Annotated in this window: 9 protein-coding genes; 2 read left to right on the top strand and 7 right to left on the bottom strand. The window is 61.6% G+C overall.

Going from position 1 to position 11284, the window contains the following annotated elements:
• Positions 1 to 12 precede the first annotated feature (12 nt).
• The 4 genes from arcC to arcD (L8K08_RS22640) all read right to left on the bottom strand — a co-directional run bounded on the left by arcC (position 13) and on the right by arcD (L8K08_RS22640) (position 4892).
• Positions 13 to 942 carry a carbamate kinase gene (gene arcC / locus L8K08_RS22625; RefSeq protein ID WP_106578404.1) on the bottom strand — a complete coding sequence of 310 codons (930 nt, stop codon included), beginning with the start codon at positions 940 to 942 and terminating at the stop codon, positions 13 to 15.
• A gap of 161 nt (positions 943 to 1103) precedes the next feature.
• The gene (locus L8K08_RS22630) at positions 1104 to 2114 is read right to left on the bottom strand and encodes an ornithine carbamoyltransferase (protein ID WP_024077127.1); all 1011 of its coding nucleotides are present in this window, start codon (positions 2112 to 2114) and stop codon (positions 1104 to 1106) included.
• A 69-nt stretch (positions 2115 to 2183) separates the two neighbouring features.
• Entirely contained in the window at positions 2184 to 3440 is a 1257-nt protein-coding gene (arcA, locus tag L8K08_RS22635) for an arginine deiminase (RefSeq protein ID WP_145165326.1), read from the bottom strand.
• 24 nt (positions 3441 to 3464) lie between these two features.
• Positions 3465 to 4892, bottom strand: coding sequence for an arginine-ornithine antiporter (gene arcD, locus L8K08_RS22640; protein ID WP_242199993.1), 1428 nt, complete (start codon positions 4890 to 4892; stop codon positions 3465 to 3467).
• A gap of 445 nt (positions 4893 to 5337) precedes the next feature.
• Between arcD (L8K08_RS22640) and arcD (L8K08_RS22645) the strand changes: the two genes are divergently transcribed.
• Both arcD (L8K08_RS22645) and L8K08_RS22650 read left to right on the top strand, forming a co-directional pair.
• Entirely contained in the window at positions 5338 to 6765 is a 1428-nt protein-coding gene (gene arcD / locus L8K08_RS22645) for an arginine-ornithine antiporter (protein WP_242199994.1), read from the top strand.
• Positions 6762 to 7625, top strand: a complete 864-nt coding sequence (locus L8K08_RS22650) for a DNA-3-methyladenine glycosylase (protein WP_242199995.1) — start codon at positions 6762 to 6764, stop codon at positions 7623 to 7625. Before arcD (L8K08_RS22645) ends, L8K08_RS22650 begins: the two co-directional genes overlap by 4 nt.
• A gap of 98 nt (positions 7626 to 7723) precedes the next feature.
• Here L8K08_RS22650 and L8K08_RS22655 read toward each other — a convergent pair whose 3' ends face one another.
• The 3 genes from L8K08_RS22655 to L8K08_RS22665 form a co-directional block, all read right to left on the bottom strand.
• Entirely contained in the window at positions 7724 to 9073 is a 1350-nt protein-coding gene (locus tag L8K08_RS22655) for a CoA transferase (protein WP_242199996.1), read from the bottom strand.
• Positions 9074 to 9113: 40 nt separating this feature from the next.
• Positions 9114 to 10457, bottom strand: a complete 1344-nt coding sequence (locus tag L8K08_RS22660) for a HAMP domain-containing sensor histidine kinase (RefSeq protein ID WP_242199997.1) — start codon at positions 10455 to 10457, stop codon at positions 9114 to 9116.
• A gap of 67 nt (positions 10458 to 10524) precedes the next feature.
• On the bottom strand, positions 10525 to 10989 hold the full coding sequence (locus tag L8K08_RS22665; protein WP_145165314.1) for an LTXXQ domain protein: 465 nt from the start codon (positions 10987 to 10989) through the stop codon (positions 10525 to 10527).
• Between the last annotated feature and the right edge of the window lie 295 nt (positions 10990 to 11284).

Raw genomic sequence — 11284 nt, forward strand, 5'->3', positions numbered from 1 at the left:
ATCTCCTTTACTTCACAGATAGGTGATGCCAGGTTTTGCCGTGCTGATGCGCGTACCGGCACTGCCCTGGACGATGGCTTCGATGTCCGAGAGTGAACCGATGACGGCGGTTTTTCCAGTCTGGCGGGCGAACTCGCAGGCGGCTTGTACCTTGGGGCCCATGGAGCCGGCGGCGAAACCGAGTTTTTCCATGTCGTCGGGGTGGGCTTGGCCGATGGCTTTCTGGGTCGGCTTGCCGAAGTCGATAAAGGCGGCGTTGACGTCGGTGGCGATCACCAGCAAATCGGCGTCCAGTTGCGCGGCGAGCAGGGATGAACACAGGTCCTTGTCGATCACCGCCTCAATGCCGCGCAGCTTGCCGTCCTCGCCGTACATCGTCGGGATGCCGCCGCCACCGGCGCAGATGACGATGGCGCTTTTTTCCAGCAGCCACTTGATCGGGCGAATTTCAAAGATGCGTTTCGGGCGTGGGCTGGCAACCACACGACGATACTTATCGCCGTCCGGGGCGATGGCCCAGCCTTTTTCGGCGGCGAGTTTCTCGGCTTCAGCTTTGGCGTACACCGGGCCGATGGGTTTGGTCGGGTTTTTGAAGGCCGGGTCGTTGGCGTCCACTTCCACCTGGGTCAGCAAGGTGGCGAACGGCACTTCGAAGTCCAGCAGGTTGCCCAATTCCTGTTCGATGATGTAGCCGATCATGCCTTCGGTTTCGGCGCCCAGCACGTCCAGCGGGTACGGCGACACGCTGGTGTAGGCCGCCGCCTGCAACGACAGCAGGCCGACTTGCGGGCCATTGCCGTGGGCGATCACCAATTCGTTGCCGGGGTGGATCTTGGCGATCTGTTCGGTGGCGATTCGGATATTGGCGCGTTGATTGTCCGCGGTCATGGGTTCACCACGGCGGAGCAGGGCGTTGCCGCCCAGGGCTACGACGATGCGCATAATGCAATCCTTCTAGAATTCAGCAGGGTCTTTGAGCGAAGCGCAATTCATGTGGGAGCCGGGCTTGCCCGCGATGGCATCACCCTGATGTTCCTGAGAAACCGAGGTGTCCGCATCGCAGGCAAGCCAGCTCCCACATTGATCGAGTCCCCACTCAAGATTTAGATATCCGCCAGCGCCGACACCAGAATCGCCTTAATGGTGTGCATGCGGTTTTCCGCTTGCTCAAAGGCGATGTTGGCCGGCGACTCGAACACCTCTTCGGTCACTTCCACACCATTGGCCAGGTTCGGGTAGCGCGCGGCAATGTCCTTGCCCACCTTGGTTTCGCTGTTATGAAACGCCGGCAGGCAGTGCATGAACTTCACGCGCGGGTTGCCCGAGGCCTTCATCATCTTGGTGTTGACCTGGTACGGCAGCAGTTGCTCGATACGCTCGTCCCACGCTTCCACTGGCTCGCCCATCGACACCCAGATATCGGTGTGGATGAAATCCACGCCTTTGACCGCCTCTTTCGGGTCCTCAGTGATGGTGATGCGCGCGCCGCTTTCTTCGGCAAATGCCTGGCACTGCTTGATGAAATCCTCGTGTGGCCACAGGGCTTTCGGCGCGCCGATGCGCACGTCCATGCCCAGCTTGGCGCCGATCATCAGCAACGAATTGCCCATGTTGTAACGCGCATCACCGAGGTAGGCGTAGCTGATGTCATGCAGCGGCTTGTCGCTGTGTTCGCGCATGGTCAGGGTGTCGGCGATCATTTGGGTCGGGTGGAATTCGGCGGTCAGGCCGTTGAACACCGGCACACCGGCGAACTTGGCCAGCTCTTCGACGATTTCCTGTTCAAAGCCACGGTACTCGATGGCGTCGAACATGCGGCCCAGGACGCGGGCGGTGTCTTTCATGCTTTCTTTGTGGCCGATCTGCGACGACACCGGGTCGATGTAGGTGACGTGGGCGCCTTGGTCGTGAGCCGCCACTTCGAACGCGCAACGGGTGCGGGTCGAGGTTTTTTCAAAGATCAGCGCGATGTTTTTGCCCTGCAGGTGCGGGCGCTCGGTGCCGGTGTATTTGGCGCGCTTGAGGTCGCGGGACAGGTCCAGCAGGTAGTGCAGCTCGCGGGTGGTGTGGTGCATCAGCGAGAGCAGGCTGCGATTGCGCATATTAAAAGCCATGGTGGATCTCCTTCTGTTTAGGTTATCCCCTTGGCCGGCGCCTCATGAGCGGCGGCCAAGGTTTGAAAGTTAGTAGTCGATTGGGTCGCGGATGATCGGGCAGGTCATGCAGTGGCCGCCGCCACGGCCGCGACCGAGTTCACCGGCGCTGATGGTGATGACCTCAACACCGGCCTTGCGCAGCAGGGTGTTGGTGTAGGTGTTGCGGTCGTAGCCGATCACCACGCCAGGCTCCACGGCCACCACGTTGTTGCCGTCGTCCCACTGCTCGCGCTCGGCGGCGAAGCTGTTGCCGCCGGTCTCGACCACACGCAGGGCCTTGAGGTTGAGCGCTGCGGCGACGGTTTCGAGGAAGTTGGTTTTCTCCCGCTGGATATCGATGCCGTGTGGCTTGCTTTCATCCGGGCGCAGGGTGAAAGGGATGATCTGGTTGACCACTTCCGGGAAGACGGTGACCAGGTCGCGGTCGCAGAAGCTGAACACTGTGTCCAGGTGCATCGCCGCGCGGGATTTGGGCAGGCCGGCAACGATCACGCGTTCCACGGCTTTGTTTTTGAACAGGTTGCGCGCCAGTTGGCCGATGGCCTGGTGGGACGAGCGTTCACCCATGCCGATCAACACCACGCCATTGCCAATCGGCATGACGTCGCCGCCTTCCAGCGTGGCGGCTCCATGCTCCTGGTCGGGGTCGCCATACCAGATCTGAAAGTCTGCGTTGGTGAACTCGGGATGGAATTTGTAGATGGCCGAGGTCAGCAGGGTTTCCTGGCGTCGCGCTGGCCAGTACATCGGGTTCAGCGTCACGCCGCCGTAGATCCAGCAGGTGGTGTCGCGGGTGAACTGGGTGTTGGGCAGCGGCGGCAGAATGAAGCTTGCGTGGCCGAGGAAGTCGCGGAACATCTCGATGGTCTTGCCACCGAAGCTGCTCGGCAGGTCATCGGCCGACACGCCACCGATCAGGTACTCGCTGATTTTGCGCGGCTCAAGGCTGCGCAGCCAGGAACTGACTTCATCGACCAGGCCAAGGCCCACTGTGTTTGGGGTGATCTTGCGTTCCAGAATCCAGTCCAGCGCTTCGGGGATGGCAACGATGTCGGTCAGCAGGTTGTGCATTTCCAGCACATCGATATCCCGCTCGCGCATCTTGGTGACGAAGTCGAAGTGGTCGCGCTTGGCCTGGGCCACCCACAGCACGTCATCGAACAGCAGTTCATCGCAGTTGTTGGGGGTCAGCCGCTGGTGGGCCAAACCTGGGGAGCACACCATGACTTTACGCAGTTTGCCGGCTTCGGAATGTACGCCGTACTTCACTTTTTCCGTGGTCATTACAGATCCTCCAGTAGAAAACACTTACAGAGTCAGGAAGCCGTCGTAGAGGCCGTAGGCAGCCACCAGGGCGCCCACGACGACTGCGGCGAAAATCAGCTTCTCGACGTTGGTGAAAATCGGTTTGCCCAGTTCATGCTTGGCCTTGGCGAACAGGATCACGCCAGGGGCATAGAGCAGGGCGGAAAGCAGCAGGTATTTGACGCCGCCGGCGTAGAGCAGCCAGACCGCGTAGATCAGCGCGATGGCACCGATGAACAGGTCTTTCTTGCGTTCGCGCAGGGCGTTTTCGTAGGTCTCGCCGCGCACCGCCAGCAGCAGCGCGTAGGCCGCTGACCACAGGTAAGGCACCAGGATCATCGAGGTGGCGAGGTAGATCAGCGAGAGGTAAGTGCTGGCCGAGAACAGCGTGATCACCAGGAAAATCTGCACCATCGCGTTGGTCAGCCACAGGGCATTGGCCGGCACATGGTTGGCGTTCTCGCGGCGCAGAAACGCCGGCATGGTGTGGTCTTTGGCGGCGGCGAACATGATCTCCGCACACAGCAGCACCCACGACAGCAGGGCGCCCAGCAGCGAAATGATCAAGCCGACGCTGATCAGCACCGCGCCCCAGTGGCCGACCACATGCTCAAGCACGGCGGCCATCGACGGGTTCTGCAGCTTGGCCAGCTCCGGCTGGGTCATGATCCCCAAAGACAGCACGTTCACCAGCATCAGGAACAGCAGCACGGTGATAAAACCGATCACCGTGGCCTTGCCGACGTCGGAGCGTTTTTCCGCCCGCGACGAGAAGATGCTCGCGCCTTCGATGCCGATGAACACCCACACGGTGACCAGCATCATGTTGCGCACCTGGTTCATCACACTGCCCAGGTCCGGGTTTTTCACGCCCCAGATGTCAGCGGTGAAGATGTCCAGCTTGAACGCGAACAGCGCGATCAGCACAAACAGCACCAGCGGCACGACCTTGGCGACGGTGGTCACCAGGTTGATAAACGCCGCTTCCTTGATCCCGCGCAGCACCAGAAAGTGCACGGCCCACAGCAACACCGACGCGCCAATCACCGCGGCCGGGGTGTTGCCTTCGCCAAAGATCGGAAAGAAGTACCCGAGGGTGCTGAACAGCAACACGAAGTAACCGACGTTGCCCAGCCACGCGCTGATCCAGTAACCCCAGGCCGACGAGAAACCCATGTAATCGCCGAAACCGGCCTTGGCGTAGGCATATACGCCGCCGTCGAGGTCGGGTTTGCGGTTGGCCAGGGTCTGGAACACGAAGGCGAGGGTCAGCATGCCGATGGCGGTAATTACCCAACCAATCAACACCGCACCTACATCGGCGCTGGCAGCCATGTTTTGCGGCAGTGAGAAGATCCCGCCGCCAATCATTGAGCCCACGACCAGTGCAACCAGCGCGCCTAGTCGAAGTTTTCCGGGAGATTCAGACATTGCATGACTCCAATGCAGGAGAAGAGAGACCACAGAATAATTCCGTGCGCTAATCAAACAGCTGACTCAGATCACTTCATTGGCACATTCCATTGTGAATTAATGACTTAGGGTTAAGATTCCCGGGCGATAGTGTTCCTCGCAAAGTCGCGTCCCAGAGCGGCTCTGCGTTGTGGTTAATTATTTAGTGCGTTCAGGCGGACTTTTGAAGCTAGCCCCTTTTGCTGAATGTGCAAACTTTTTCGGGACGGGCTGCCAAATAACCGAGGGCTGGCAAAGTGCCTGCCTATTTAAATTCTAAATAAACCTAAACTATATAAACTGTCATGCCATTACGTTATGAGCTTGACGGTTTTATCGCTGTCTTTAATAAACGCTACACTCGCTGAATTAATTAGTTGAGTGCACGGTCGTCAGCTCAATTGTTAGTTATTCAGGAGTGTTCATGTCGCAACCGGCCCAAAAACTCAAACTCAGTGCGCTGATCGCGCTGGTGGTGGGCTCAATGATTGGCGGGGGGATTTTCTCCTTGCCGCAGAACATGGCGGCGCGCGCTGAAGTGGGCGCCATATTGATTGGCTGGGCGATCACCGCCGTGGGCATGCTGACGTTAGCCTTCGTGTTCCAGACCCTGGCCAACCGCAAGCCCGAACTGGATTCCGGGGTGTATGCCTACGCCAAGGCCGGTTTTGGCGACTACATGGGGTTCTCGTCGGCCTGGGGTTACTGGATCAGTGCGTGGATGGGCAATGTCGGTTACTTCGTGTTGCTGTTCAGCACCCTCGGCTACTTTTTCCCGGTGTTCGGCCAGGGCAATACGCCGGTCGCCATCGCCTGCGCCTCGCTGTTGTTGTGGGCCGTGCATGTTCTGGTGATGCGCGGGATTAAGGAGGCGGCGTTCATCAACCAGATCACCACCGTGGCGAAGATCGTGCCGCTGCTGATGTTTATCGTGATCGCCGGTGTGGCGTTCAAGGCGGATATCTTCACCCGTGATATCTGGGGCCTGGGCAACCCGCAAGTCGGCAGCGTGGTTGACCAGGTGCGCAACATGATGCTGGTCACCGTGTTTGTGTTCATCGGCATCGAAGGCGCCAGCGTGTATTCGGCGCGGGCCGAGAAACGCTCGGACGTCGGCCGGGCCACGGTGATCGGGTTTCTTGGGGTCTTGGCACTGCTGGTGCTGGTGAATGTGTTGTCCTTGGGAATCATGAGCCAGCCGGAATTGGCGCAGTTGCAAAACCCGTCCCTGGCGGGTGTGCTGGAATATATCGTCGGCCCTTGGGGCGCGATGGCGATCAGCATTGGCCTGGCCGTGTCCTTGCTTGGCGCCTTGCTGTCCTGGGCGTTGCTGTGCGCGGAAATTCTTTATGCCACTGCCCATGACAAGACCATGCCGGCCTTCCTGAAAAAGGAAAACGCCAACCAGGTGCCGGTTAACGCACTGTGGCTGACCAATGTGATGATCCAGATCTTTCTGGTGATCACGCTGTTTTCCCACAGCACCTACACCACACTGATCTACCTGGCCTCGTCGATGATTCTGGTGCCGTACCTGTGGTCGGCGGCCTATGCGGTGCTGTTGAGTGCACGTGGCGAAACCTACGAAGGCGCCCGCCGCCAGCGCATGAAAGATTTGCTGGTGGGCCTGATTGCCCTGGCGTATGCCGTGTGGCTGCTTTATGCCGGCGGCTTGAAATACCTGCTGTTGTCGGCGCTGCTGTATGCGCCCGGTGTGATTCTGTTCGCCCTGGCCAAGCGCGAGCAGGGCCAGCCGTTGTTCACCTCTGTGGAAAAAGGCATTTTCAGCTGCGTTGTCGCCGGCGCAGGGTTGGCGGCGTATGGCTTGTATGGCGGGGTATTGTCATTGTGAGACTCGCGTATCAGCCGCCCTATGACTGGGCGGCGATGCTGGGCTTTTTGTCCCTGCGTGCGATCACTGGGCTGGAAAGTGTCGAGGCGGGTGTGTATCGACGCAGCATCAGTGTTAACGGTTGCCACGGCTGGATCAGCGTTGCGCCGGGCGCAGGCGATTGGTTGGACGTTGGCGTGGAGGTTTCTGACGCGGCGGTGCTTGCTGAGATCGCGCGGCGCTTGAGAGCCATGTTCGACCTGGACGCCCAGCCCGGGTTGATCAATGCGCAATTGGCCGCCGACCCGTTGATGGCGCAGCTGGTGGCGGCGCGTCCAGGCCTTCGCGTGCCGGGCGCGTGGGACGGTCTGGAACTGGCGATTCGCGCGGTATTGGGCCAGCAGATCACGGTGGTGGCAGCCATTCGCCTGGCGGGCAAACTGGTGGCGCAGTACGGCCAGCCACTGGCAACCCCACACGCGGGTATCACCCACCTGTTCCCGACGCCGGAGGTGTTGGCGCAGGCGGATCTGGCGACGTTGGGCATGCCCAAGGCGCGGGGCCGCACGTTGTCCGGTGTGGCTCAGGCGTTGCTGGATGACCCGCAGTTGTTTGAGCCCAAAGCCAGTCTCAACGACGGCGTGGCCCGGCTGGTGGCCTTGTCGGGGATTGGTGACTGGACCGCGCAGTACATCGCCATGCGTCAGTTGCGTGAGCCGGATGCGTTTGCGTCGGGGGATATTGGGTTGATCAATGCGTTGGCGGCGTTGGAAGGCGGGCCGGTTTCGGCGCGCCAGTTGTGGGTGCGGGCTGAGGCGTGGCGGCCGTGGAGGGCGTATGCGGCGCAGCATTTGTGGGCGTCGCTGCAACGGGCGGATTGATGGCGTCTGTCAGGGCCTCTTCGCGGGCAAGCCCGCTCCCACATGGGGAATGCATTTCAAATGTGGGAGCGGGCTTGCCCGCGAAGGCGGTCTTCAGGTCACCACTGAGCCCGGTGCGAGCCCAATTCCCCCGCCGGCAAATCCCACTGCAACGGCGTGCCGCTGAGGGTGACCGGTGCCAGCAACCGATGGGCCTGACCCCATGCCGTCTGTTCCACCACCAACCCCTGGTCACTCGGCTCTTCAGCCCGTAACGCCGGTTGCTCCGGCACCTGTCCGGCTTCCACCAGCAACTTCGCCGTGCGCGCCAATGACAATCGCGCCGAGCCGCCACGCCCGGATTTCAAGCGTTCGCTTAGCGCCTGGATCGCGCTGGCTGCCATCAAATACCCGGTGGCGTGATCCAGCGCCTGCAATGGCAATGGCACCGGCTTATCCGACTGCTTCCAGGCCATGCCCGCGTCGGCAATCCCGCTGCTCATCTGCACCAGGCTGTCGAAGCCGCGGCGATTGCGCCACGGGCCGCTCCAGCCGTAGGCATTGAGGCTTACGTCGATCAGGCCGGGGGCGAGGGTCTGCAGTTCTGCGGCGGTGTAACCCAGTTGTTCAAGGGCGTCGGCGCGGTAACCGTGAAACAGAATGTCGGCGTCCTTGAGCAGGTCTTCAAACACCTGTCGGCCTTCGGGGCTCTTCAAGTCGAGGCGTGCGCAGCGTTTACCCAGGGTCATTTCCGGCACCACGCCGGGTTCGTTCCAGCTCGGGGAGTCGATGCGCAGCACGTCGGCGCCGAGCCCGGCGAGGAAGCGACTGGCCACGGGACCGGCCAATACGCGCGTCAGGTCCAGTACCTTGATGCCCGCCAGCGGGCGCGCCACCGAGCCGAGCCAGGGTTTGTCGGTGGGGGTGTCAAAGGTCTGGCGCTGCACCAACTTCTCGGCATTCACCGCCAACCCTTGAGGATGGGTTTGCCAGGCCTGCCACGTGCGCATCTGCGCTGCACAGCCGCCGACATCGACGATCGCCTGTTCCAGCTCGGCAGCGTTCCACGTTGCAACTTTTGCGGCCATTTCGGCGCGGTAATTGACCGTGCCCAAGACCTGCTCGGCGGCGGCGCGATGATGCGGGGCGTTGGTGTGCAGGCGAATCCAGCCATCGGCGCAGGCATAGTCGCCGGCGACCGGGTCCCACAGCGGCGGCGTTTCCCATCCCACGGGGCGAATCGAGGACGAAAACCAGAAGGAGGCGAGGCGACGGTCCACACTGACACTGGGCAAACGCCCGGTCTGTTGGTGGATAAGGTGAGCCACGGCCTGGCCGGCTGCGCCAAGGCTGGCGCTGGCCAGTTCGGTGACGGCGAAGGTCGAGGGCAGGGCGCCAGCCTCCGTGAAGGTCAGCGGGGTTTGCGGCAGATCGAGTGCGGCTTGGATGGGGGTCAGCAGGTCAGTCATCAAAGGCCCTCCATTAGAGAAGGGCCACTATAGAAGATCCTCACACCGGTGTGACAACTCCCGGTTCCAGCGGCAGGTCGATGCTGGCGATGAAACCTCCGTCGGGGTGATTGGCCAGGATCAGGCTGCCGCCATGGCGTTCCGCTGCGCGCCGGGCAATCGCCAGACCCAGGCCGTGGCCTTGGGCAGCCTGGCCGGGCGCGCGGTAAAACGGTTCGCCCAATTGGCTGAGGTGTTCGGCTTCGACGCCGGGGCCGTGGTCACGCACGCTGATCAGAATGCGCTCGCCGTGGCGCCGGGCGTGCAACTCGATCGGTTGTCCCTGTGGGTTGAAGCGCTGGGCGTTGCGCAGCAGGTTATCCACGGCGCGCTCGATCATGGTCGGCCAGCCCTTGAGCGCCAGCTCGGGCTCGGCGGTCAGTTGCACCACCTGGTCCGGAGCACCGAGCTGGGCGTCCTTTTGCAGGCTCTTGAGCAGCGGGTTGAGGTCGACTTCTTCAGCGCTCGCGTTGTCGGCATCGACGCGGGCCAAGACCAGGATTTCGCTGATCAGGGCTTCCAGGCGATCACATTCGCGGGTCAGGCGTGGCCAGAGTCGTTCGCGTTCTTCGGGGCTGGCGCGTTCGGCCAAGGCCAAGGCAATGCGCAGCCGGGCGAGCGGCGAGCGCAACTCGTGGGACACGTCGCGCAGTAACTGGCGCTGGCTGCCGATCAAGCTTTGTAAACGCGCGCCCATGCGGTTGAAATCAGTGGCCAGCACGCCGAACTCATCGCGGCGGTTGGCCAATTTCGCCAGGCTGTTTTGCTGATAGGTGGCCTGGCCGAGGTCATGCACCGCGCCGCGCAGGCGGCTGAGCGGGCGGGTGATGGACAGCGTCACCAGCAGGCTGAACAGGGTCAGCACCACCAGCGCAATCGCCAGCGCGCTCAACGGCCACGTCAGGCTGTTTCGGTGCCATTCGTCCAGTTCCGGGTGCGGGATGCGGTAGATCAGCAGGTAGGTGTCGCCGGTTTTTTCACTGGTGTACTCGGCGGTCAGGCGGCGCCACGGCAGGTGGCCGTCCTGGTTGTCATTTTGCCGGGCCTCGAAGGCGGCGGCGCGCCGGGGGAACGTACCGCGCACCACCGGCTCGCCGCTCTCATTGAGCACTTGCACGTCGATGTGGTACTGGCGTTTGCGTTGTTGCAGCAAATCCTGAGCGGCGTCCTCGCCCTGGGCTTCGTAGAGTTGCGTCCACTCCTGCGGCAGGTTGTTGAGGCCGGGGTGGCGGCTGAGAATCCAGGCGTCCTGGTTGAGCATGTGCCCAAGCAGGATCGACAGCCCGGCAACCAAGGCGATGGCCAGCCAGAAACTGGCCAGGATGCGCCAGAACAATGAACGCACAGGAAACCCTCAAGCAGGAAAAGCCCAGCGGCGCGAGCCACTGGGCTGGGGTGGTAAAGCTAGAGCATTATTGCGCTTTTTTCGGCTGCTGGGCTTTCCAGGCCTGGAATTCCTTCCACTCGGCGCGGCGCTCGGCTTGTTTCTTGACGATCTCGTCGAATTTCTTCTGTTGATCGGGCTTGAGCACGGCGCGGATGTCGGCCTGGGTTTTCTGCTTGGCGGCCGCCATTTCGTTTTTCATGGCTTGCTGGTCAGCGGCTGGCAGTTTGTCCAGGTACTTGCGCACGATCTCTTTGCGGCCGTGCCATTGTTCGCCCATCAGCTTGCCGATTTGCTCGCGCTGTTCGCGGCTCAGGTCGAGTTGGCTGAACGGGCCGCCTTTGCCACGCGGACCGTGTTCACCACCGGGGCCCGGGCCACCCATCATGTGGCCTTCAGGGCCGCCCATCGGGCCTGGGCCTTCTGGCGCGGCGGCCATGGCAACGGTTGGCAGGGCAGCGGCGAACATCAAAGCGATAAGGGTCTTGCGCATGGTGATTCTCCTGTCTCTATTCCGGTGAGTCCGGATGTGAGTAGGTTACTCAGATCAAGGTCAGCGGCGGTCAGGTGTGGGTAAAGCTTGGGTAAAGAGGGGTTTGGTGGGGGCTGACAAAACTTGGGGCGGGGTTGGGGTGGGGTGGGGGTGGGGTGGGGGTTGGGTACATATCCGTTGCTGCGGTCACGGCGGCTGGCGGTTCCGCTCTTACAGCGGGTTACTTTTGGCAAACGCCCCAAAAGTAACCAAAAGGTCTTTGCCCCACCACTCGGCACCTCGCCTAGGCTCGGTG

Origin of the sequence: Pseudomonas sp. TREG-RG-20F-10-E-6-01, assembly GCF_022662455.1 — a bacterium.
Lineage (GTDB): Bacteria > Pseudomonadota > Gammaproteobacteria > Pseudomonadales > Pseudomonadaceae > Aquipseudomonas.